Origin of the sequence: Bacillus sp. FSL K6-0138 (assembly GCF_037982765.1) — a bacterium.
In the GTDB taxonomy this organism is placed as follows: Bacteria; Bacillota; Bacilli; order Bacillales; family Bacillaceae; genus Bacillus; species Bacillus glycinifermentans.
On record NZ_CP150286.1, the window covers coordinates 2,317,290 to 2,341,898 of the forward strand.

Consider the following 24,609-nt stretch of genomic DNA (forward strand, 5'->3'; position numbering starts at 1 on the left):
CAGGACATTTTGCCTGTTGTCTGTACAAAATCACCGGCGAAGGAAAGAGCGGCTAAGAATTTGCCGGCATTTCACGTTTCATAAAAAACCCCCGGCATTCTCCTGATGGAAAAGCCGGGGGCCCTGAAGGATCCTAGTTTTCGTCAAAATCCGGCGCAACCGCCTTTTTAATGAATAATGAGATCAGAAAAGCGATGCAGGTCAATGCCAGCGCAAACCAGTAGGCATGATGGATGCCGTGCGTCATCGCTTCATTCATGATTTGCTCGCTGGCCGGCGCCTGTTGTTTTTCCAGGAAGCTTTGTTTCCCCTGGCTCATAATGCTTACAAAAACCGAAACACCAAGAGCCCCTGCTACAGGCTGGAGAGTGTTGGCAACGGCTGTTCCATGCGGATACAGCTTCTTCGGCAGCTCATTGAGCGCATTCGTCTGCGCAGGCATCATGATCGCGGAGATCGACAGCATTAAGACGATATATACCAAGATAAACGACCATATCGGAATGGAAGGACCGATGTTGCTGAAGAAAACCATGACGCCGACCAATACGACGGTGCCCGGTATGATGAGCTTTCTCGGTCCGAGCTTATCGAATAAGCCGCCCATCGCAGGGGACATAAGGCCGTTCAGCAGCGCACCGGGAAGCAGCAACAGCCCGGCGGTCTTTGCAGATAAGCCGAGAGGGCCCTGCAAATACATCGGCATCACAATTTCCGATGCAAACATCGCCATAATGACGATCACAAAAAGAATCAGACCGCGCGAATAATTTTGATAGGCAAACACCCGCATATCCAATAACGGCTCTTCCAGCTTCAATTGACGGAGCACGAACAGCACAAGGCTGATCAGGCTGACAGCGATCACTGTAATGACTGTCGCAGACGCAAATCCATGCGAAGCCTCACCGGCGCTGCTGAAGCCGTAAACCATGCCTCCGATACCGATCGTTGACAAAATGATCGATAAAACATCTGCACGGGGGCGTGTTACTTCACCGACGTTCTGCAAATACTTCGCGGCGAATAGAATCGAAAAAACAGCAAACGGAATCACGATGATAAACAGCCAGCGCCAGCCTAATAAATCAACGATAACCCCCGATAATGTAGGACCGATTGCTGGAGCAAACATAATGACCAGGCCGAACGTCCCCATAATCTTTCCGCGGACTTCCGGGCGGTACATTAAAAGCAAAGCGTTCATGATAATGGGAATTAACAATCCGGTGCCGACAGCCTGAATCATCCGTCCGGCCAGCAGCATCGGAAAATTCACCGAACAGGCTGCAATAACCGTTCCAACCAAAAATACGGTCATCACGCCGATAAACATCTGCCTTGTTGTAAACCACTGAATGAAAAGGGCCGAAACGGGCATTAAAACGCCCATTACTAGCATGAAGCCGGTCGCCAGCCATTGAACGGTCGCAGCATCTATGCTGAAGGCATCCATTAATTCGGTTAAGGCAATATTGAGCAATGTTTCGTTTAATATTGCGAAGAAAGCGCCAATCATAAATGTAATCAGTATTGCTTTGGAATTTAGTTTTTGTTCCATACCATTCCTCCTGTAAAAACCATCTTGCCGAAGCCGGGGCATGTTCCGCTTCAGACAGCTAGCTGTCATATAAAATGAAGACTTGACCCGGAGTCAAATCCTCTCGTGTATCATCTGTATTTTCGTTTTATCTGTTTACGTGTCTCCACCGCCATTTTATAGACTTTTTTCTTACGATTGGCAACTATATGAGTATACTTGGTCTTTGCCATTTTTACAATAAATTTGTTAGGTTGTTTCTTAAAAGCCTGCGTTGTAAGACACTTGTCGGATATTTTGATGAAACGCCGGCCCGAGCATTTTATTTGTTAACGATTTAGGATTTCTTTATACTTTTCATGTACATACATATTGAAAGGAAGTTTTGCTATGCAATCTCTACAAAACAAAACGGCCCTGATTACAGGCGGAGCCAGAGGAATCGGCCGTGCAGCCGCATTCGCCCTGGCGAAAGAGGGCGTTCATATCGGCCTTGTCGGCCGTACGATGGCCAACCTTGAAAAAACGGCGGCAGAGCTGAAGGCTTTCGGCGTGAACGTGTCGATTGCAGAAGCGGATGTGAAGGATTTAAAAGCCGTGGAAAACGCAGTTGAATCTGTAAAAAAAGAGCTCGGCAGCATCGATATTCTCATTAATAATGCCGGAATCGGCGGTTTTGCAGGTTTTCTTGAACAGACTCCGGAGGAATGGGAGAATATCATCCAAGTCAACCTGATGGGCGTATACAACGTAACCCGCGCTGTTCTGCCTGATATGATCGAAAGAAAAGCAGGAGATATTATTAATATTTCTTCAACAGCGGGTCAAAGAGGCGCAGCAGGCACGAGCGCTTACAGCGCATCTAAATTTGCGGTCCTCGGCCTGACAGAATCGTTAATGCAGGAAGTCAGAAAGCACAACATCCGGGTGAGCGCACTTACGCCAAGCACAGTCGCCACAGATTTGGCAATCGAATCAAAATTGACCGACGGAAACCCTGAGCGCGTCATGCAGCCGGAAGACCTTGCGGAATTCATGGTGGCGCAGCTTAAACTGCACCCGCGCATTTTCATTAAATCTGCAGGTATGTGGTCAACAAATCCATAAAAGAAAAAAGGACGAGCGCCCATGGGGGCTTGTCCTTTTTCTGTCATTTAATATAAAAGCCGCACCGGAAGCCGGCGGACGCCGAAAACAAACGGACTTTGAATCGCTTCAAGCTTCACCCGGTCATCCCTTTCCACCGATGCATGCCGAAGCAAATGCGACAGGGCAATGTTCGCTTCAAGGCGGGCGAGGGGAGCCCCAAGGCAAAAATGGATGCCAAAGCCGAAACTCATATGTGGATTTGACTTGCGGTCAAGCCTAAAGGATTCAGGATCGTCAAACTTGGTTTCATCCCGATTGGCCGATGCCACCCAGCTGATGACGGAAGAGCCCTTTGGAATCGAAACGCCCCTGATCTCGGTATCTTGGGCTGCGACGCGGCCAATCGCCTGCACGGGCGGATAGTAGCGCAGCGTTTCTTCAACGAGATGAGGCACGAGGGACAAATCATGTCTGACGGCCTCCTGTGTGTGTGCGTCCTCTGTTAGATAGCGGACGGCATTCGCGATCAAATTGGTTGTCGTTTCATTGCCGGCCACCAAAAGAAGCGTACAAAAACCGAGCAGTTCCTCTTCAGTTAATTTCTCTCCTTCTACCTCAGCCTGAATCAAAAGCGAAATCAAATCTTCTTTGGGCGACTTCTTGCGTTCCTTGATAATCCTTTTAAAGTAGTCTTTTAAATAGTCATTGCCTTCTTTGCGCCGTTTGCTCATCAGTTTGACGGCTTCATCCGAGCTGTCTGAAGCACCCGAAACCAATATATCAGAGTAGTGCTTGAACATGCTGCGGTCTTCAGGCGGAACACCGAGCAGCTCAGCAATGATAATCACAGGGAGGGGAGCTGCCAAATCGTCTACCAAATCAAACGACCGCCTGTCTCTTGTTTCATCAAGCAGAAAGGCTGTCACTTCGCCGATGTGCGATTCAAGCTGCTTCACCGCCTTCGGTGTAAAAGCCTTATTGACGATCGCCCTCATGCTTGTATGCCGCGGCGGATCCATCGTCAGCATGGTTTTTCCCTGCATGTCCCCGCCGCGTTTTGAAGAAAAGAGCTTTGGCGATTTCAATACATATTGAACATCTTCATAAGCGAAAATATCCCAGCACTTTCGATCGTCATCGAAGCGCACAGGGCTTGTCTGCCGAAGCCGGTTATAAATAGGAAACGGGAAGAGCCGGTCTTTGCTTGAGCTGATTTCTTTCATCGGAATCCAATTCGCGTAACGGTTGCTGGTTTGAATCGAATTTGTCATGGTAACTCTCCTTTTTTGAATCAGTCGAAATAGATGTCCATGAACCGGTTCATACCATTACGTTAGCACCCTTTTTGCATTTGTTTCAACGGACATATTTTGAAAAATTTGTCAACCGGACAAAAGTTGCGCTTTGAAAAGGGACAAAATATGCGGTTCTCAGATGGGATTCATTTACATATCAGGGCTTGTCTGTTACATTTTAAATAGCAGTATATTTTAATAGATGAAAGGAATGATTGCGCTTACAAAAAAGTGAACCTGCCGGAAAGCTCTTGGCTGTTTTCAATTTAATCGTAAAGGAGACTTGATATGAAAACAAACGTTTCAGAGTCTTTTCACGAGAAAACCGCAGACGGTCGTTTGCTGACAGCAGAATCAGATGGGAGGACATCGGCGGAAAAAGTGCCGAAGTTTACCGCATACCCGTTTACGTTAGGAGTTTCCTCAGGAGAACCTCTTCCCGGCGGAGTAGTGCTGTGGACCCGGCTCGCTCCAGAGCCGCTTAATGGGGGAGGGATGCCTCCAGAAGACGTGACCGTGAAATGGGAAGTCGCCCGCGATCCTGAATTCCGGGAGATCGTCAAGCAAGGAGAAGAGACAGCCAAACGGGAGTATGCCCATTCTGTTCATGCCGAAGTCGAGGGGCTTGAACCTGACACCGTTTATTATTATCGCTTCCATGCGGGGTATGAAACCAGCCAGACAGGCCGCACGAAAACGCTTCCCCTCCAAACCGCCTCTGTTGATCAGCTTGTATTCGCTTTTGTCTCTTGCCAGCATTTTGAAGAAGGATATTACACCGCATACCGCCGGATTGCCGAAGAAGAACTCGACTTTGTTTTGCATTTAGGAGATACGATTTATGAGTACGGCCCAGGCACAAACGCTAAAAATGTCCGCCTTCATAAAGGTGCGGAAACCTTGACCATCGACGACTACAGAACGCGTCACGCCCAGTACTTGTATGATCGCGACTATAAGCTTGCCCGCTCGCTTTTTCCGTGGATCGTGACATGGGACGACCATGACGTGGAAAACAACTACGCCGGGCTGACTCCAGAAAAAAATCAGCCTCCTGAACCTTTTATCCTCAGGCGGGCAAGCGCATATCAGGCCTTTTATGAACATATGCCGCTCAGACGGTCGTCGCTGCCAAGGGCCGAGGATATGCAGATGTACCGGAAAGTCACATACGGCGACTTGGCGGAGTTTCATATCCTTGATACCCGGCAATATCGGGACGATCAGGCCAATCAAGACGGCAATAAGCCTCCGAGCTTTGAATCGACCGACCCCTCAAGGACGATCTTAGGACATGAACAGAAAAAATGGCTGTATGACGGACTTCGCCGTTCACAATCGATCTGGAACGTCCTCGCCCAGCAAGTCTTTTTTTCGCAGGTCGATCACCAGGACGGTGATGTTAAAGTATTGCCGATGGATGGGTGGGACGGATACTCGGCCGAACGAAACGAGGTTGTCGAATTTTTGCAAAAGCAGCATATTTCAAACCCTATCGTTTTGACAGGGGACGTTCATACGAACTGGGTTTTTGACATCAAAAGCGATTTTGATAACCCAAATTCGACAACGGTCGGCGCTGAATTTGCCGGAACCTCCGTGACGTCTGGGGGAGATCGTGCGAATACAATCAAAAATCCTGACATCCTTTATGCAGAAAATCCCCATTTGAAATTTTTTAACGATCAGCGCGGCTATGTACGCTGCACGGTGACGCCGCAGCAGTGGCGAACCGATTACCGGCTTCTCGAGTATGTATCAAGACCTGGTGCACCGATCGAAACCGTTGCTTCATTCATTTGCGAGAATGGACGGCCCGGTGTCCGCCGCGTCTATGAAAATATGTAAATAAAAAAGGCTGTGCCTTAAAAAGCGTGTCGGCGCTTTTGGGCACAGTCTTTTCTTTTTAGCTGACAGCTTCCTCCTGTGAAAACTGGCTGTTGTACAAATCTGCATAAAAGCCTTTTAGGCGCAGAAGCTCTTCATGGCTTCCTTTTTCGATAATATCTCCGTTTTTCATTACGAGAATGAGATCCGCATCTTTAATTGTAGAAAGACGATGGGCAATGACAAAACTCGTGCGGTTTTCCATCAGCCTGTTCATCGCTTTTTGGATGTTCATTTCCGTCCGGGTGTCGACGCTGCTTGTCGCTTCATCCAAAATCAAAATCTTTGGATCTGCCAAAATCGCTCTTGCAATCGTCAGCAATTGCCGCTGCCCCTGGGAGATGTTTTGCGCATCTTCCGTCAATACCGTGTCATAGCCGTCGGGGAGGGTGCGGATAAAATCGTCGGCATAGGCGCTTTTGGCCGCCTGAATGATTTCCTCTTCTGTCGCGCCTTCGCGTCCGTATGCGATATTGTCGCGGATCGTTCCGTTAAACAGCCATGTGTCCTGAAGAACCATCGCAAACATGCTTCTTGCCTGTTCGCGCGACAGATCGGTGAGATCCGTGCCGCCGACTTTGATTTTGCCGCTGTTTACTTCATAAAACCTCATCAGCAGGTTGATAATCGTCGTTTTGCCGGCGCCGGTCGGTCCGACAATCGCGATCGTCCGGCCTTCTTTGACATCAATGTTTAAATCGCGGATCACCGGAACGCTTTCATCATAGCCGAACGCGACGTGTTCAAATGATACATCGCCTTTTAATGTCGCAAGATCGAGATCGGCAGGCGTTTCCCTCATTTCCTCTTCCTCATCCAAAATGCTGAACACCCGTTCCGCGGAAGCGATCGCCGATTGGATCGTGTTGGCGATGCCGGCGACTTGGACAAGCGGCTGGGAAAACTGCTGGGTATATTGAATAAAAGCTTGAACGCCTCCGACAAGAATCGTTCCGTTTAAAACAAAAATGCCTCCTGTAATGCTGACGAAAACATAGCCGAGGTTTCCGATGAATGTCATCATCGGCATCATTAATCCGGAAATAAACTGCGATTTCCAGCCGGATTGGTACAGACGCTCATTTATTTCGTCAAACTGCTGAATCGCTTTGTCTTCATGGCCGAACGCTTTCACTTCCTGATGGCCAGTGAACATTTCCTCAACATGCCCGTTAATGGAGCCGATTTCCTTCTGCTGTGCGGCAAAGTGCTTTTGCGAGAAAGAGGCAATCAGTCTCACGGCAAGCATGCTGAGCGGAATCGTGATGCACACGACAAGCGTCAGCACCGGACTGATCAACAGCATCATGATGATGATTCCCAAGATGGTGATCACCGATGTGATCATTTGCGTGAGCGCCTGCTGAAGCGATGTATTGATGTTGTCAATATCGTTGACCGCGCGGCTCAGCGTATCACCGTGCGAATGTTTGTCAAAATATTTTAAAGGAAGCCGCGAGAGTTTTTCATTGACTTCCTGGCGCATTTCAAAAATGGTTTTTTGGGCGACTCCGGCCATCAAGTACTGCTGCAAAAATGTAAATAGAGCAGAAAGTAAATACAGCCCTGCAAGGATCAGCGTAATCCGGCCGAGAAATCCAAACTGTACGCCCGTTCCCTTCGTAAAGCTTTCGAATAGGGAAGAGGTGGCGTCTCCAAGAAGCTTTGGACTGATGACATTGAACAATGTCGATAAAATCGCCGCAATGATGACCAGCACAAGCTGAAACGTCCGCGGCTTCAAATAGCCGGCAAGCCTTAAAATCGTTTTCTTAAATTCTTTCGGTCTTTGCTGCTGCATAACAGGAGTCATAGAGCCTGGATGCCGATGTTCTTTTTTACTCATGCGCTCTCCTCCTCAGTCTGCTGGGATGCGACGATCTCCTGATAGATGCTGTTTTCTTCCAGCAGTTGTTGGTGTGTGCCGATTCCGGCTATTTTTCCTTCATTTAACACGATGATTTGGTCTGCTTCAGTGATCGTGCTTACCCTTTGGGCGACGATAATGACGGCCGCATCAGCAGTTGTTTCTTTCAGCGCCTTTCTCAGCTTTTGGTCTGTTTTGTAATCAAGCGCTGAAAAGCTGTCGTCAAAAAGGTAGATTTCCGGTTTCCTGACGAGGGCGCGGGCGATCGAAAGGCGCTGCTTCTGTCCGCCTGAGAGGTTGGCGCCCGCTTGCTCGATATACGAGTCGATGCCGTTTTCCTTTTCCTTGACGAACTCTGAAGCCTGAGCGGTTTCGAGCGCTTCTGTCACTTCCTCGTCTGTTGCATCTTCTTTGCCGAATAGGACATTTTCTTTGATTGTTCCGCTGAATAAAGAAGCCTTTTGCGGAACGTAACCGATCTTTTCGCGAAGCTCTTTCTGCGGGATCTTTCTGACGTCCGTTCCGTCTACGAGAACCGAACCTTTTTCAACGTCGAAAAATCTTGGAATCAGTTGCAGAATCGTCGTTTTCCCCGCACCCGTGCTTCCGATGATCGCGGTCATTTCACCAGGTTTTGCATGAAATGAAATATCTTCGAGGACGGGTTTTTCGGCTCCGGCATAGCGGAATGTGACGCCTTTAAATTCAACATGACCGCGGAGGCCGGTATGTTCTGAAGGCTGCTTAGGATCTGTGATATTCGGCTTGATCAACAGCACTTCGTTAATCCGGTCGGCGGAAGCCTGAGCCCTCGGGATCATTACGAACGTCATCGCAAGCATGATCAAAGCGAACAAAATCATCGATGCATACTGGAGGAAGGCCATTAAGTTTCCGACCTGCATATCGCCTTGATCAATGCGGATTCCGCCAAACCAGATGATCGCGATATTGGTAAAGTTCATCATGATCATCATCACAGGAAATAAAAACGCCATAATTCTGTTGACAGCGATGCCGGTATCGCGGAATTCCTGATTGGCCTTCCGGAATTTTTCCTTTTCTTGATCTGCGCGGTTAAACGCGCGGATGACGCGGACGCCTGTCAGCCCTTCACGGAGGACAAGATTGAGGCCGTCCGTCTTTTTTTGCAGGACGCCGAAAAGGGGAACGGCTTTTCTTGTGATCAGAAAAATCAGTCCAGCCAAAATCGGCAGTGACGCCACAAAGATCAAGGACAGCTTCGCATCCCTGTATACGGCCAAAACGATGCCGCCGATCAGCATGAGCGGCGCTCTCGTCATCAATGACAGCATCATATTCAGAACATCCTGAACTTGCTTGACATCGTTCGTCGTCCGGGTGATGAGGGAAGAGGCGCCGACTTTTCCAAACTCCTCAAGCGAATAATGTTCAACTTTGACAAACAGCTCTCTGCGGATGTCTCTGCCGAAAGCAAGAGACGTTCTCGAGGCGAAGAATGCTTTTCCCATCGTCAACAAAATCGCGAGGAGCGAGCAAACCACCATCCACACGCCGATTTTGAGGATATATGTAATATCCGAGTTCACAATGCCGATATCGACGACATCCGCCATTAACGTCGGCAAATAAAGCTCCAGCATGCTGCCGAGCAGCGTAAAAAGCGCTACAAAGACAACTTGCAATCTGTAAGGTTTTAAGTATTTTAAAAGAGAAATCATGTTTCAACCTTCTTTTCAGTTTTTTTGCATTCAATAAAGTCGGACATTTTATGAATCAGATCGGCAAACTGCCTGCTCTCTGTCTCGCCAAGATACGAGACGAGCTGGCCGAACCACTGATTCAGCTTTTTGTGCACTTCGTCCGCCGCGCTTCTTCCCACTTCTGTTAAAAAAATGCGGACGATCCGCCGGTCTGCTTGATCCATGCGGCGGAAAATCAGCCCTTTTTGCTCGAGCCTGTTTAAAAGCTGTGTCACAAAAGGGGACGTGACATTCAGGAAGTGGCTGATCTCCGATACCTTTTTGCCTTCTCGCCCCGTTGTTTCATTTAAGAACATCAACGCTTTGGCTTCGCTTTTTTTCCACTCCATCTCAGGGAACGACCGGCTCATTTCCGAGCGTCGGAGCCGCTTAAAAGCGCAGATTAATTGCTCAACCGCCGCATCACGGTTGATTTGGTTTTGTTTCATAATGGCACCTGCTTCAAATTTAATTAAGTAAGTAAACTAAATAGCTATCATTATATTACATACAACAGCAAAATCGTGTCAACGAAAAACCTTTGAATAAAAAAGCCTGACTGTGTCAGGCTACTCGGCGAGTTTGAGGAAAAAATCTTTTAATTCGACATGGCGGAAATGTTCGGGCGTTTCTTCGGAGCCTGTGATGATCATCGGAGCGAGGCTGTCCGTTTTATAAAGAGAGCCGTGTCCGCCTCCACCGGGGTGTATCGGCGATGTGTGATCGGCAAATTGGAAACCGGGCTTCGCATCAGCGATGATATACCGGCCGGGATGGGAGTGAAAGGCGCTGAAAAGCCGGGCGAGGGCATCGGGATAATCGCCGTAGAAAAGAGACGTTCCGTCAGCCGACAAATCCAATACGGAAAAATCCCCGTCGAGCGTCCAGGTTTGTCCGTACTGATCGGCAAATCCTCCGCCGGGGCGGAAGCGAAGCGGTTTTACCGCTTGTTTTGAGGTAGCATATACCCAGCCGCCGTCTTTCCAGGCTGCAAAGCCGACCCTTTCATCGCGCTTGAGCGGCTTTACGGCGTCATTTACAGATATGCTTTGATCAAGCATGTATATAAATGCCATCCTGTCGTTTACGCCAAACATCAGTTGATCTTTCTCACTGGGTCTTTTATCAATTTTCGGAATCCGGTAATCGCCAAAAAGAGAGCGGAGCCGAATCACCGATTTTTGCCTGTCGCGGCCGATGGACGTCTGGCCGCTGTCTCCCATAACGATCCATACCGCTTGTTCGGCGGCGGCATCCCAGGAATCGTAGGCGTTTAGAATGCGCTGAAGCTGCTGATCCGTTTTTTCCAATCCGCTTGTATCCGCCGGTCCTTTATGATGAGTGCTGTGATCATTATCGGGAAAATAGGCTACGGTCAGGGAAGGAAGCTTGTGTTTCTTAATCAAATAAGACAGTTCCTGTGCAGTGAATTTGTTATTCAGCCCGTACCCGTTCCAAATCCGCTGATAGCGGTTATGAGGATCTGCTTGGGCAAAACGGCCGAATGAAAAGATAGCCGGGCCTTTTACGGCCATCTTTTCAGGCATCAGGCCAAGGCGTTTGACAGGAGGCGGAATGTTCAGGTCATGATCATATCCGCCGCGGTACACGAGGCCGTTGATGGAAGCGGAATGCTTTCCCCGTTTTTCCAGTTCTTCGTGAACCGTTTTCACTTGCGGGCTTAAATGTTTTTGATTTAAAGCATACATGGCGTCTTTAATCGGCTGTTTCACCCCGAGTGCGGCAATGTCGCTTTTGCCGCTCCCGTAGTTGACGATCCGATGTTCGTCCTGGTTATACCAGACAAGTCCTGCTACGCGGTGACGGTCAGGATAAGCTCCCGTCATGATGGTGCTGTCAATCGAAACAGACATGGTCGGATACGCGTTGACGACTCCCGGATGATAGCGGCCCTTTTCCAAAAAGAATCGAAGGGCCGGAGCGCGTCCTTCGTTGATGGCCTTTTTCAAAGGCCGGTCCATTAAAGAATCCACGATCAGCACGATGACGGGTTTATCTGCCGTTTTGACCGCTTCAATGTTTTCAGCCGCCGGCGTCTGTCTTTCCTCCCCGGCATTGATCCATATGATAAATGAGAACAGCGCGCATAAGAGGATGATTGCAATGATGGTCAGTTTTTTCATATGGCTTCATTCCTTTACAAATCGGGCGGATGATAAGCATATTTTGCCATGGATGTCTGACATATATAGCTGGTAAAACGGGGAAATCTAATCATTTAGAAAGGAGTGTAAAACGACGTGAGAAAACATAAATTCACGGCGATCCTTGCAATTGCCGCGGTTTTAATCGCCGCCGTCTTTTTGACGCTGAGATGTCTTGAACCCGAATATGCTTATATGCCGCCCAAAGAAAAAGTCATCTCAAAAGAAAACAGGACGAACGGATATGACATGTGGGGAACATTCGTTTCAAACAAAGATGCTGACCGCCTGCGGGTTTCAAGCCAAAAGGGTGCGGTAAAAGTCGATGATCGGCTCCATCAGTTGGGAAGGGACGTATTTTATAAGGAGACATTCGGCAACGAAGTTTTTTTGACCGATATCCTGGGACTCCTTGACGGACCGATCACGGTTACGAATATGACAAAAGCGATTGCCGCGCTCAAAGGGAAAGGAACGACAAATTTACGGGTCGAGCTCGCCAAAACGGCGAACATTGGCGGAAAGACGTTTAAAAAAGGGGAGGTGATCGATACCGGAATCGATGTGCCGAAAGGAGCCTTCGCTCCCCTCGGAATGCCGTTTAAATATTCGGACGGTAAAATCAAAGCCGGCATCAGCTGCGCGGCCTGCCACGCGACGACACATCCGAAGACGATGCAGGTGATGGAAGGGGTGACAAATCCGGATTTGAACACCGGATTGTTGCTGGCCCTTGCGACAAATTCGGCCGCTTATTTTACACATTCAGAAATCAAAAGCATCAAACGGTTCATCAACGACAACAGCCCTGTGATTACTGCGGCAAACGGCAAGAAAGAGCGCCTTCCCGATCCGGATAAGCTTGAAACCGCAGTCGATCAAGTTTTTCTAAAATGGCCGAGGGGCTTTTTCGACTCGACGATCGATATGAAAAGCAATCCGACGCAAATTCCGGATGCTTATACATTGGGCGACCATCCATACAGCTGGAGCGGAGCCGCCATGGCCGGTCCGTTTAAAGGCTTAAGCGTGTTCAGCAACAACGTTCATGCACAAAACTCTGACAGCCTCTCACAAGCCCCCGGGAGCAGGGCTCTTTTCGGAATAAGTCCTGACGTGTACATCGGAACGATTCTCCAGCGTGCGGCAGATCGGTCGTACCGCTATCATCCTGAAAAAGGGGAGAGCCCTTCAGCGTTTTTTGCAAAAGCTGATCCGACCCCGGGTGTTCCGGGCGTCAATCAGATGGTCAGGCCGCCAAGCTTTCCGAAGATTACGCTGGCTGCGCCGGACGGTGTTCACGTCGGTTCTCCGGACAAAAAGGTAAACGAAGAAAACAACGCCGTATCCGCTTGGCAAAACACGCTTGAACCTCCGAAGCCGCCGCAAAAAGCGGCCAGGGAGTCAATCGAACAAGGAAAAGCCGTTTTCGCAAAAGCGGGGTGCATATCCTGCCATTCCGGCCGTTATTTCACGAATAACAAGGTCATATCAGCGAAAGAAATCGGCACTGAGCCGACAAGGGCCCAGTCTTTCAAAAAAACGGAAAAGATCTTTGGCGAAAGCACGATGTACGCGCCGAGTACGACGGTTCCGGTTAAAAGCGGCGCAAAGGTGCTCAAGGTGCCGACAAACCATTTTGATCCAAAGCAAGTCGAACTGGCATGGGCGAAAAACGGCTCGCCGGGCGGCTATAAAGTCCCAAGCCTTATCGGTCTTTATTGGAGCGCCCCATACTTGCACGACGGCGGCGCCGCGGTCGGAAGCTCACTCAAGGAAACAGGCATCACGGAAACATTGGCAAAAGGCAAACCGGCCGACCCTTATAACAGCCTGCTCGCTTTGATCGACAGGGATCTCAGGACTCGCGTGATCAAGAGCAATGCGGCTTCGCCAGATGTAAAAGCCGTCAGAATCACGGGGAAGGGACACGAATTTTGGATCGACCCGAAAAGCGGTTTTTCTAAAAAGGAACAAAAAGCAGTCATCGACTATTTAATGAGCCTTCAAATGCCGAAGGAATGAGGGAACGGCCGCCTTTTTTGAAGGCGGCCACAGCTTGTCGACAAAGTCACAAAAAAAGTGGCTTGATCGACAAGCTTTTTTTGTTAAAATGTGTGTGGAATCTAATTTTTGGAGGTTTTACCATGTTGACCAAACACTCTAAAGATCAGCGTGAACAGCTTGAAGTCTTTGCCTTAAGTGAGCTTGTACCTGAAGACCATTTGGTCAGGAAGATGGAAGAAGCCATTGATTTTTCATTTATTTATGAAAAAGTTGCCCCTCTTTATTCTTCAAAAGGGCGTCCAAGTATTGATCCTGTTGTACTGATTAAAATGGTGCTCATTCAATACGTGTTTGGTCATCGCTCCATGCGCGAAACCATTAAGCGAATCGAAACTGATGTAGCCTATCGCTGGTTTATTGGATATGGATTCTCTGAAAAAATCCCTCATTTTTCAACCTTCAGTAAAAACTATGAACGTCGCTTTCATGACACAGACCTATTTGAAACAATCTTCTATAAGATTTTACGTCAAGCCATGGATCTCGGCCTCGTCGATCCTTCGGTCGCCTTCATCGACAGCACACATGTCAAAGCGAATGCCAATAAGAAAAAGTTTGTGAAAAAGATCGTAAGAAAAGAAACAAGAGCTTATCAGGAGCAGCTAGATCAAGAAATTAATGCCGATCGCGAAGCGAACGGAAAAAAGCCCTTAAAGCCCAGGCGATGCTTAGAGGAACGAGAAGTAAAGGAAAGTACAACTGATCCTGAGAGCGGATATTTTGTCAAAGGCGAACGAGAACGTCTTTTTGCCTATGGATTTCATACAGCTTGTGATCGGAACGGATTTGTGCTGGGAACGGTTGTTGAGCCTGCCAATATCCATGACAGCCAAGTGTTCGCGTCGCTGTTTCAACAAGTAAAAGAGCGCGTTGCCAAGCCTCATACGGTCGCAGTTGATGCCGGATACAAAACACCGGTTATCGCAAAATTTCTTCATGAAGAAAACGTTCGCCCTGTTATGCCTTACACGCGTCCGCAAACCAAAAAAGGATTCATGAGAAAACACGAGTATGTTTACGATGAATTTTATGATGTCTATATCTGCCCGCAAGACCATATTCTCTCCTATCGCACAACCAATCGGCAAGGTTATCGAGAGTATGCTTCAGATCCAAAACGATGTAAACCATGTCCATTACTACATACATGTACAGAAAGTAGAGATCATCGAAAGATGATTCACAGACATATCTGGCAGGATCATTTAGACGAAGCTGATCATCTTCGGCATACGGAAGAGAATAAACAAATCTATGCCAAACGTAAAGAGACGATCGAACGAGTTTTTGCCGATTTAAAACATAAGCATGGCCTGCGCTGGACAACCCTACGGGGAAAGAAAAAATTGTCCATGCAGGCGATGCTTGTTTTCGCTGCCATGAATCTGAAAAAGCTGGCGAATTGGACCTGGAAAGGTCCTAACCGCCAGCCTTCTGATCGAAATAATAGAATAAAATGGACAAAAACAGGTCGGATTTTAAAAATCCGACCTGTTTTGTCAACGGTCTGCGGCCGCCTTTTTTGAAGGCGGCCATTTTAATAAAGAAGAAACTCATCCGGAGAACAAAAGACTAAAAATTCAGACATTAATTTTCTTTTTATGATAAAATAATTAAACCAGCCGGGCGAAAGCACCCGGCTGACTGATCGGTTTTATTGATATTGCTGAAGGCGCGAGAAAAACTTCTTCACAAACTGGTAAAAGTCTTTTGCAGATGGGGAAAGCTCCCTGTTTTTCGGCGTGATAATCCCCACGGTCCGTTTGACCTGAGGATAATCAATCGGGATTCTCTTCGTAAAACGGGGGGTTGTTTCATTAAAGGCGCTTTCCGGCAAAAGCGTTACTCCTATCCCGGCGGAAACGAGCCCTTTTACCGCATCCAAATCTTCGCCCTCCGACGATATTTTCGGGGTATATCCCACCTGTTTACAAGCGTCTACCGCCATTTTCCGAAAGATGAACCCGTCCGGAAACAGCACGTAATTGTCGTTTCTGAGATCGCCTAAATGAAGGCTTTTCTGTTCAGCGAGCGGATGGTTGACCGGAACGAGGGCAAAAATGCTTTCCGTAAATAAAATGTCTCCTTTAATATCGGCATTGTTCGTCGGAACAGGACCGAGAAAAGCCAAATCGATGTCCCTGTTTTTCACCGCTTCAATTAAAAATTTATATGAACCCTGTCTCAAATGAAAAGCGACGTTCGGATACTCCTCTTTAAACGCGGAAATGACGGTCGGAAGAAACTGGCTCGCAAGGCTTGTCGGAAAGCCGATTTTGACGGTTCCTCTGTGAGGGTCCAAATACTCATCGATTTGTTCTTTCGCAAAATCGATCGCTTTCATCGCGGTTTTAATGTGATCCAAAAACTGCCTTCCGATCGGTGTGAGTTTAACATTTCGGCCTTCGCGTTCGAAAAGGTCAACGCCGAGCTCTTCTTCGAGGTTGGCAATCTGCCTGCTGATCGCCGACTGGGCGACGTGGAGATGCATGGCGGCCTCTGATACGTGTTCCCTTTCTGCTACTTCCATAAAGTAGTGCAACTGGCGTAATTCCATCGTGTTTCACCTGCTCATCTCAAAATGAGATTGTTTTAATCTAAATTATATATTGTTTGTATAGATTTGAAAACCTACAATAGGATTAGAATTTGTAAGATTTTATGACCGGGGATTAACGGGAAAAATGAACGGGGGAGAGGAACTATGACTTATAACCAATTACCGAAAGCGCAAGGTCTCTACCGTCCTGAATTTGAACATGATGCATGCGGAATCGGTCTTTACGCTCACTTAAAAGGCCTTCCTACCCATGATATCGTCAAAAAAGGATTGCAAATGCTTTGTCAATTGGACCACCGGGGCGGTCAGGGCAGTGACCCGCATACCGGAGACGGAGCGGGCATTATGATGCAGATTCCTGATGCTTTTTTCAGAAAAGTCTGTTCCGGCTTTCAATTGCCTGAAAAAGGGCGATATGGGGTCGGCATGATTTTCTTTTCAAAAGTTGACAGCGAACGCGAGCAAATTGAAGCGCACATTAATCATCTGATCGAAGAAGAAGGTCAGGCTGTGCTCGGATGGAGAACTGTACCGACTAATGTCGGAAAAATCGGAACAGTGGCACAAAAAAGCGCCCCTGTCGTCCGGCAGGTATTTATCGGGGCGAACGGACAGCTTAAAGACAACTTGGCGTTTGAACGCAAATTATACATCATCCGCAAGCAGGCGGAAAACTGGGCGCGCGAACGGGAAAAATCGTTTTATGTCGTCAGCCTCTCGAGCAACACGATTGTCTACAAAGGGCTGCTTACGCCTGAGCAGGTTGATGCTTTTTATGAAGACCTGCAGGATGAAGATTTTGTTTCGGCTTTTGCGCTTGTTCATTCACGCTTCAGCACAAACACGTTTCCGAGCTGGGAAAGGGCGCACCCGAACCGCTATCTTATCCATAACGGGGAGATCAACACGCTTCGCGGCAATATGAACTGGATGAAAGCTAGAGAGCAGCAGTTTGTTTCCGAAGCGTTCGGGGACGACCTGAAGAAAGTCCTTCCGGTCCTGGATGAAAACGGAAGTGATTCCTCCATACTGGACAACGCTTTTGAATTCTTCGTGCTCGCAGGAAGAACGCCGGCGCATGCGGCAATGATGCTGATTCCTGAACCGTGGAACGAGAATCCATACATGTCAAAGGAAAAGAAAGCCTTCTATGAATACCACAGCTCATTAATGGAGCCGTGGGACGGCCCGACGGCGATTTCGTTTACAAACGGAAAGCAGATCGGTGCGATTCTCGACCGTAACGGACTCAGACCGGCACGCTATTATGTCACAAAAGACGACTACATTATTTTTTCCTCTGAGGTCGGCGTCATTGACGTTGAACAGGAAAATGTTTTGTACAAAGACCGGCTTGATCCTGGAAAAATGCTGCTGGTTGATCTCGAAGAAGGGCGGATCATCTCGGACGAAGAGGTGAAATCAGAAATCGCCGGCGAGTTTCCATACCAGGAATGGCTGAAGAAAGGCTTGGTTCATGTCAGCAATGACATCGAGGAAACAGAGGAAAAACCTGTGCCTGACCTTTTGACCCGCCAAAAAGCGTTCGGCTATACGTATGAGGATATTCAAAAATATTTGATTCCGATTATTACGGAAGGAAAAGATCCGCTCGGGTCGATGGGAAATGACGTTCCGCTTGCCGTTTTATCAGACCGGCCGCAATCGCTGTTCAATTACTTTAAACAGCTGTTTGCCCAAGTCACCAATCCGCCGATTGATGCGATCCGCGAACAGATCGTCACATCGACTTTGACATGGCTCGGAGCCGAAGGAGACGTTCTTCATCCGAACGAAAACAGCTGCCGCAGGATCAAACTGTATACGCCTGTTTTAACGAACGCACAGTTCAACTCGCTGAAAGGGCTTGTGCATCAGGATTTTAAAAGCAAGACGATCGACACGCTGTTTACCGGCGATTTGAAAAGCGGACTTGAAGACATGTGCAAGGAAGCGGACAAAGCAATTGCAGAAGGGGTTACGCTGCTCATCTTATCCGACCGCAAAATGGACGGACAAAAAACACCGATTCCTGCACTTCTTGCCGTCAGCGCTCTGCATCAATATTTGGTCCGCGCCGGGAAACGCACGAAGGTCAGCATCATCGCCCAATCGGGTGAAGCAAGGGAAGTTCACCACTTTGCCGCATTGATCGGCTACGGAGCGGATGCCATCCATCCGTATCTCACGTACGCTACGTATAAAAAAGCGATTGAAGAAGGTGCCCTTTCAATCAGCTACGAGGAAGCTGTCACAAAATACAGCAAAAGCGTAACCGAAGGCGTCGTCAAAGTAATGTCGAAAATGGGAATCTCCACTGTTCAAAGCTATCGGGGGGCGCAAATTTTCGAAGCGGTCGGCATCGGCAAGGATGTTATCGACTGTTACTTTACAGGTACGGCGTCACAGCTCGGCGGCATCGGGCTTGATACGATCGCTGAAGAAGCGAAGCGCCGCCACAGGGAAGCATATGCAGATACGTTAAATGAGACGCTTGATGCAGGCAGCGATTTTCAATGGAGAAAAGGCGGCGAACATCACGCCTTTAACCCAAAAACGATCCATACGCTGCAATGGGCCTGCCGCAAAGGAGATTACAGTCTCTTTAAGCAGTATTCCAAGGCTGCGGACGAAGAAAGAATCGGCTTTTTGCGCAATCTCTTTACCTTTGACAACACGCGGAATCCGCTGCCTCTCGAAGAGGTCGAATCTGTTGAATCGATCGTGCGCCGCTTTAAAACCGGGGCTATGTCATTCGGTTCGTTGAGCAAGGAAGCTCATGAAGCACTGGCGATTGCGATGAACCGTTTAGGCGGAAAAAGCAACAGCGGGGAAGGCGGGGAAGATCCGGCGCGCTTTATTCCGGACGAAAGCGGCGACAACCGCCGCAGCGCCATCAAGCAGATCGCATCAGGCCGCTTTGGCGTTAAAAGCCACTATCTCGTCAACGCTGACGAACTGCAGATCAAAATGGCCCAAGGCGCAAAACCCGGAGAGGGCGGACAGCTTCCGGGAAATAAAGTCTATCCGTGGGTTGCCAATGTCAGGGGATCAACGCCGGGGGTCGGCTTGATTTCACCGCCGCCGCACCATGACATCTACTCAATCGAAGACTTGGCGCAATTGATCCACGATTTGAAAAACGCCAACCGCGATGCGCGGATCAGCGTGAAGCTCGTCGCAAAAGCCGGCGTCGGCACGATTGCGGCCGGTGTCGCAAAGGCTACGGCAGACGTCATCGTCATCAGCGGCTATGACGGCGGTACAGGCGCATCTCCGAAAACGAGCATTAAGCATACCGGCCTGCCGTGGGAACTTGGCCTTGCAGAAGCGCACCAAACATTGATGCTCAACGGCCTGCGCGAACGGGTTGTATTAGAAACGGACGGAAAATTAATGACAGGCAGAGACGTCGTGATGGCCGCGCTTTTAGGTGCGGAAGAATTCGGCTTCGCCACAGCCCCGCTCGTCGTGCTCGGCTGTGTGATGATGAGAGCCTGCCATTTGGATACATGTCCTGTCGGGGTCGCGACGCAAAACCCTGAGCTTCGCAAAAAGTTCATGGGTGACCCGGATCACATCGTAAATTACATGCGCTTTGTCGCAGAGGAAGTGCGCGAACTGATGGCGCAGCTCGGCTTCAGAACCGTTGACGAAATGGTGGGCCGCACAGATGTCCTTCGCGTCAGCGAACGCGCAAAAGCGCATTGGAAAGCCGGTCAGCTCGATTTATCAAATCTGCTGCACCAGCCCGAAGGCGCACGTACATTCCGTACGCCGCAGAATCATAAAATCGATGAGTCGCTTGACATGACCGAGATACTGCCTGCGGTAGGCACTGCGATCGAAAACGGGCTTCCGGCGGAAGCGTCGTTTGCGATCCGCAACATCAACCGTGTGACAGGAGCGGTCACCGGAAGCGAAATCTCAAAACGGTACGGGGAAGAAGGCCTGCCTGATGACACGATCACGCTGCGCTTTACGGGCTCTGCCGGGCAAAGCTTCGGGGCATTTGTGCCGAAGGGCATGTCGCTTTATTTGACGGGGGATGCCAATGATTATATCGGAAAAGGCTTGTCAGGCGGAAAAATCGCCGTCAAGGCGCCGGACGATTTCAATCCGGCTTTCCGCGACAATGTCATCGTTGGAAACGTCGCATTTTACGGGGCAACAAGCGGTGAAGCTTATATTAACGGGCTCGCCGGTGAACGGTTTGCCGTCAGAAACAGCGGGGTAAATGTTGTGGTCGAAGGAATCGGAGACCATGGCTGCGAGTATATGACCGGAGGACGCGTCGTTGTATTAGGGGATGTCGGCAAAAACTTCGCAGCCGGGATGTCAGGCGGAATCGCCTATGTGTACGCCGAAGACAAAAAGGCGTTCAAACGGAAATGCAACATGGAAATGATCGAATTCGAGACGCTTGAAGCGCCTGAGGAAATGTCGGAGCTGAGAGCGATGATTGATAACCATTACCGCTATACAGGCAGCTCTAAAGCGGCTTCGATTCTTGAAGATTGGGAATCAGCCGTCACCCGGTTTATTAAAGTGATTCCGAAAGACTTCAAACAAATGATAGAGCGGATAAAAGAGCAAAAAGCTGCCGGCTTATCTGACGAAGAAGCGATGATGTACGCGTTTGAAGCCGGTACAAAGCAAAAGATTCAAACTTCTGCCTCAGCAAAAGAAGCGGTGGCACAGTAAGAAAGGGGAGGGGAAAATGGGCAAAGCAACAGGATTTATGGAGTTCAAGCGGGAAAAGCCTGCTGAACGCGATCCTCTCACGCGGATAAACGACTGGAACGAATATTCGTCTCCATTTTCTGAGGAAGCTTCAAAAAGACAGGGAGCGCGCTGCATGGACTGCGGCACGCCTTTCTGCCAAATCGGCATGGACATCGGCGGCTATACGTCAGGATGTCCGATTCATAACCTGATTCCGGAATGGAATGATCTTGTCTACCGCGGAAGGTGGAAAGAAGCGCTCGAGCGCCTGCTGAAAACGAACAACTTCCCGGAATTTACGGGGCGAGTCTGTCCTGCGCCTTGTGAAGGTTCTTGCACAGTGGCGATTTCCGATCCTGCCGTTTCGATCAAAGGCATCGAACGGACGATCATTGATAAAGGGTTTGAAAACGGATGGATCAAGCCGCGGATACCGAAAAAACGGACCGGCAAGAAAATTGCGATTGTCGGCTCCGGTCCGGCAGGCCTTGCAAGCGCCGATCAACTCAATCAGGCGGGGCACTCCGTCACCGTTTATGAGCGTGCCGATCGCCCGGGCGGTCTATTGACATACGGGATTCCGAATATGAAGCTGGAAAAAAGCGTCGTAGAGCGCCGCATCAAATTATTGACACAGGAAGGCATTGATTTCATCACCAATACAGAAATTGGCAAAGACATTACGGCAGATGAGCTGAAAAGCCGATACGATGCGGTCATTCTTTGCACAGGGGCGCAAAAGCAGCGCGACCTGCAGATTGAAGGACGTGAAGCAAAAGGCGTTCACTTTGCGATGGACTATTTAACAGGCACAATCAAAAGCATGCTCGATTCAAATTTCAAAGACAAAAAATGTATTAATACGAAAAACAAAGACGTTATCGTCATCGGCGGCGGTGACACGGGAGCTGACTGCGTTGCCACGGCTTTGCGCCAAAAGGCGCGGAGCGTCGTCCAGTTCGGCAAACATCCAAAGCTTCCTGACACAAGAACCGCCGAAAACATGTGGCCGGAACTGCCGCACGTTTATACACTCGATTATGCCTATGAAGAAGCGCAGGCGAAATTCGGAAAAGACCCGAGAGAGTACTGCATTCAAACAAAAAAACTTGTCGCAGATAAAAACGGGAATCTAAAGGAATTGCACACGATTCAAATGAAAAAAGTGAGAAACGAGCAAGGGAAGTTTGAATTTCACGAAATTCCGGGAACGGAAAAAGTCTGGCCGGCCCAGTTCGTTTTCATCGCCATCGGCTTTGAAGGCACTGAACAGCCGCTTCTCGAGCAATTCGGGGTCAAAGCGGTCAGAAATAAAATCGACGCACCATACGGGGAGTTTAAAACAAATGTCGAAGGAGTCTTCGCAGCCGGGGATGCGAGAAGAGGCCAAAGCTTAATCGTTTGGGCCATTCATGAAGGACGCGAGGTAGCCCGCGAAGTAGACCGGTATTTAATGGGGAGTTCTGTTTTACCGTAAAGCAAAGGGGATTATGAATAGATGACAGCCTGGCAGCATGACCTGTTTTTTCGGGTCGGTGAGCCGGGCTTTTTGCTTGCCGCGGGGGATTACAGAACATAATAATTTGTACGTACTCCATTTTCTAGTCAGCATCATAGCCTAAAGTATTCAAACTATACAAGGAGGGCTACCTGAGTTGGAAGCAAACGGTTATTTCATGGATGACTTGGAAGATATGACTGATGAAAGGCAGCAGCCCTATTCATATTATCCGTATCCTTACCCGCGGCCTCGTCCGCGCCCAAGGCCTCGTCCGTTTTATCCTTACCCGTACTTCTATTACCCGTATCCTTTTCCATATTACCCATACTACCCGCCATACCCATACTATCCGCGGTAAGAAAGGGGCTTTCCGTATTGCCGGAAAGCCCCTTTTTTATTTTGATGAATTTTTCAGAACACCTGCAGAAATAATAACAAAGAAGTGACAGCCGCCCCACAAATTTCTGTATGGATGTGTTGTTTTTATGTCGTCATTTGCAAAAAAGATCAGCCGTGAGAACAAGTGTCTCATGCTTGCCTTTACCGCAATTTTGCTTTATGTATTGCCGCTTTACATACTTAACGAAGACGCCCATATCCGCGTTCACGACAACCTGGACTCGAATATCGCCTGGTATAAAGTGCTGGCGGAAAGCGGGCAGTTGCTCGGGGGTGTAAAAGCCGTCATTCCGCAGATCATCAACGGGCTGCCCCGCGACGCCTACGGTACGGAATGGAGCGGGATTGTCTGGCTGCACGCCTTGTTTCCGTCGATGACCGCGTATGCGCTTAGTCAAACGATAACGCGCGTGTTTGCCTTCATCGGCATGTACCTGCTTTTGAAAAAACATATCATTCGGGCTGACAAAGCCTATTTGATCAGAATCGGCGTCTCCCTCGCTTTTGCACTTACGCCGTTTTGGCCCTCCGGAATGCTGAGCACGCTGGGGCACCCGCTGGCACTCTGGGCCTTTTTAAATATTCGGGGGCGCGATTATTCTGTGAAAGAGTGGCTGACACTAGCACTCTTGCCGCTCTACTCAAGCTTTGTCCTCGGCTTTTTCTTTTTCCTTGCAGCCGTATCGCTGCTTTGGCTGTATGACCTCTTCATCAAACGCGATGTGAACCTTCCGTTTTTAGGAAGCATCGCTTTTATGACGGGGATTTTCCTTGCCGTGGAATACCGCCTTGTGTATTCGATGTTTTCTTCAGGCGAGACGATGCACCGCGTTGAATTTATCTCATCAAGGCACGATCTTTGGCACTCTTTCCGCCTGTCGGTTAAAAATTTCGTCCTTGGCCACAATCACGTAATGACGGTTCATACGGCAGTCATTCTTCCGGTCATCCTGCTTACTCTGGTGATCACCATCGGAAAACAGGGACGGCGCAGCCGCGAAGAAAAACTCTTTATATTTCTGTTCTTCTTCAATTACGCGCTTTCATTATGGTATGCGTTATGGTTTAACAAGCTATGGGCATTGCCTAAAGAAAAGTTCAGCCTTTTGGCGGCGTTTAACTTCGCCCGCTTTCATTTTTTGCGGCCGCTCATCATCTATGTAAGCTTTGCGGCGGCATGCTATATTTTGTGGCGGCTCGGAAAAAGGTGGCGGCGGTTTGTGTATGCGGCGCTTGCCGCACAGCTTATCGTTCTCGTTCCTTTTCATGAGGAGCTGACGTACGGGGCATACCGGCATGCCCCGTCATTCCGGGAGTTTTACGCATCCGAACAATTTAAACAGATCAAACAATATATCGGGAAGCCAGAGCGTTCATACCGGGTGGCAAGCATCGGCCTCCATCCGGCGATTGCCCAGTACAACGGTTTTTACACGCTTGATACGTATGCCAATATTTATCCGCTGAAATACAAATATCAATTCCGGAAAATCATCGCTAAGGAGCTTGATAAAAACGCCGCCTTAAAGCGCTACTTTGATGAATGGGGGAGCCGCTGCTACCTGTTCGTCGCGGAGCTCGGGAAACACTATGCTTTTAAAAAGAACTCCAAAAAGAAAATCACCAACCTGGAGTTAAACGCAGAAGCCTTTAAAGAAATAGGAGGGCGCTATATCTTTTCATCGGTACCGATTATGAATGCCGAGCAAAACAAACTGACGTTTTTAAAACGGTTCAGCCATCCCGAATCGGCCTGGAACATTTATTTATATGAAGCCAAGTGAGGAGGA

General features: G+C 48.8%; 15 protein-coding genes. 8 read left to right on the plus strand and 7 right to left on the minus strand.

Translation table 11 applies throughout. The features are described from left to right. Positions 1-133 precede the first annotated feature (133 nt). Complete coding sequence (locus MHB78_RS12305) at positions 134-1,561, minus strand: MDR family MFS transporter (protein WP_046130923.1); 1,428 nt, start codon at positions 1,559-1,561, stop codon at positions 134-136. Positions 1,562-1,930: 369 nt separating this feature from the next. Between MHB78_RS12305 and MHB78_RS12310 the strand changes: the two genes are divergently transcribed. After that, a complete protein-coding gene (locus MHB78_RS12310; RefSeq protein WP_046130924.1) occupies positions 1,931-2,647 on the plus strand; it encodes a 3-ketoacyl-ACP reductase in 717 nt (238 codons plus the stop codon). Between the two features lie 47 nt (positions 2,648-2,694). Here MHB78_RS12310 and MHB78_RS12315 read toward each other — a convergent pair whose 3' ends face one another. Next, on the minus strand, positions 2,695-3,900 hold the full coding sequence (locus MHB78_RS12315) for a cytochrome P450 (RefSeq protein WP_046130925.1): 1,206 nt from the start codon (positions 3,898-3,900) through the stop codon (positions 2,695-2,697). Positions 3,901-4,212: 312 nt separating this feature from the next. Between MHB78_RS12315 and MHB78_RS12320 the strand changes: the two genes are divergently transcribed. Further along, positions 4,213-5,772 (plus strand): alkaline phosphatase D family protein, encoded by a 1,560-nt coding sequence (locus MHB78_RS12320; protein ID WP_046130926.1) that lies wholly within the window; start codon positions 4,213-4,215, stop codon positions 5,770-5,772. Positions 5,773-5,830: 58 nt separating this feature from the next. Here MHB78_RS12320 and MHB78_RS12325 read toward each other — a convergent pair whose 3' ends face one another. The 4 genes from MHB78_RS12325 to MHB78_RS12340 form a co-directional block, all read right to left on the minus strand. Beyond that, positions 5,831-7,657, minus strand: coding sequence for an ABC transporter ATP-binding protein (locus MHB78_RS12325; RefSeq protein WP_046130927.1), 1,827 nt, complete (start codon positions 7,655-7,657; stop codon positions 5,831-5,833). Then, complete coding sequence (locus MHB78_RS12330; protein WP_046130928.1) at positions 7,654-9,381, minus strand: ABC transporter ATP-binding protein; 1,728 nt, start codon at positions 9,379-9,381, stop codon at positions 7,654-7,656. Before MHB78_RS12330 ends, MHB78_RS12325 begins: the two co-directional genes overlap by 4 nt. Further along, positions 9,378-9,851 (minus strand): MarR family transcriptional regulator, encoded by a 474-nt coding sequence (locus MHB78_RS12335; RefSeq protein WP_046130929.1) that lies wholly within the window; start codon positions 9,849-9,851, stop codon positions 9,378-9,380. Before MHB78_RS12335 ends, MHB78_RS12330 begins: the two co-directional genes overlap by 4 nt. Before the next feature lie 120 nt (positions 9,852-9,971). Then, positions 9,972-11,546, minus strand: a complete 1,575-nt coding sequence (locus MHB78_RS12340) for an alkaline phosphatase family protein (RefSeq protein ID WP_046130930.1) — start codon at positions 11,544-11,546, stop codon at positions 9,972-9,974. Between the two features lie 117 nt (positions 11,547-11,663). On the opposite strand from MHB78_RS12340, the gene MHB78_RS12345 reads away from it, so the two are divergent. Both MHB78_RS12345 and MHB78_RS12350 read left to right on the plus strand, forming a co-directional pair. Continuing rightward, positions 11,664-13,592 (plus strand): hypothetical protein, encoded by a 1,929-nt coding sequence (locus MHB78_RS12345; protein WP_052948524.1) that lies wholly within the window; start codon positions 11,664-11,666, stop codon positions 13,590-13,592. A 122-nt stretch (positions 13,593-13,714) separates the two neighbouring features. Next, positions 13,715-15,160 (plus strand): IS1182 family transposase, encoded by a 1,446-nt coding sequence (locus tag MHB78_RS12350; RefSeq protein ID WP_065894542.1) that lies wholly within the window; start codon positions 13,715-13,717, stop codon positions 15,158-15,160. A 128-nt stretch (positions 15,161-15,288) separates the two neighbouring features. On the opposite strand, the gene MHB78_RS12355 is transcribed toward MHB78_RS12350, so the two are convergent. Beyond that, the gene (locus MHB78_RS12355) at positions 15,289-16,191 is read right to left on the minus strand and encodes a LysR family transcriptional regulator (protein ID WP_046131478.1); all 903 of its coding nucleotides are present in this window, start codon (positions 16,189-16,191) and stop codon (positions 15,289-15,291) included. A 147-nt stretch (positions 16,192-16,338) separates the two neighbouring features. Between MHB78_RS12355 and gltB the strand changes: the two genes are divergently transcribed. The 4 genes from gltB to MHB78_RS12375 all read left to right on the plus strand — a co-directional run bounded on the left by gltB (position 16,339) and on the right by MHB78_RS12375 (position 24,603). After that, entirely contained in the window at positions 16,339-20,898 is a 4,560-nt protein-coding gene (gene gltB / locus MHB78_RS12360) for a glutamate synthase large subunit (RefSeq protein ID WP_046131477.1), read from the plus strand. Positions 20,899-20,914: 16 nt separating this feature from the next. Further along, a complete protein-coding gene (gltD, locus tag MHB78_RS12365) occupies positions 20,915-22,396 on the plus strand; it encodes a glutamate synthase small subunit (protein WP_046131476.1) in 1,482 nt (493 codons plus the stop codon). Between the two features lie 224 nt (positions 22,397-22,620). Continuing rightward, positions 22,621-22,866: a hypothetical protein gene (locus tag MHB78_RS12370; protein ID WP_157759337.1), complete on the plus strand. Its 246-nt coding sequence runs from the start codon at positions 22,621-22,623 to the stop codon at positions 22,864-22,866. 39 nt (positions 22,867-22,905) lie between these two features. Further along, positions 22,906-24,603 (plus strand): DUF6044 family protein, encoded by a 1,698-nt coding sequence (locus MHB78_RS12375; RefSeq protein ID WP_046131475.1) that lies wholly within the window; start codon positions 22,906-22,908, stop codon positions 24,601-24,603. The last annotated feature ends 6 nt before the right edge of the window (positions 24,604-24,609 follow it).